The 368-nt window shown below is 63.9% G+C and carries 1 protein-coding gene; it reads right to left on the bottom strand.

Features of this window, described 5'->3' with window-relative positions:
* A partial coding sequence (locus QWI17_RS16990) for an alpha-amylase family glycosyl hydrolase (protein WP_302723713.1) occupies positions 1 to 368 on the bottom strand: 368 nt, incomplete at both ends.

Genomic DNA, 368 nt, shown 5'->3' on the forward strand with positions numbered 1-368 from the left:
TGATGCGGGTGCCATCGTACTTCTGGTCGTCATCGGACCATACGTAAAAGTCGCGCGCCTTGCTGCCACGCTTGGCGTGGCGGGCGCGCTGGAACCAAGGGTGCTGGTCGCTGGTGTGGTTGATGACCAGCTCGGTGATAACCCGCAGGCCACGCTTGTGCGCCTCGGCGATGAAGCGCCGGGCATCGGCCATGCTGCCGTAGTCGGGGTGCACGGCCTTGTACTCGGCGATGTCGTAGCCGTCGTCGCGCCGCGGCGAAGGGTAGAACGGCAGCAACCACAGGGTGTTGACGCCCAGCTCGGCGATGTAGTCCAGCTTGCTGATCAGGCCGGCGAAATCACCGATGCCATCGTTGTTCGAGTCGAAG

The organism is Gilvimarinus gilvus (genome assembly GCF_030518155.1).
Classification (GTDB): domain Bacteria; phylum Pseudomonadota; class Gammaproteobacteria; order Pseudomonadales; family Cellvibrionaceae; genus Gilvimarinus; species Gilvimarinus gilvus.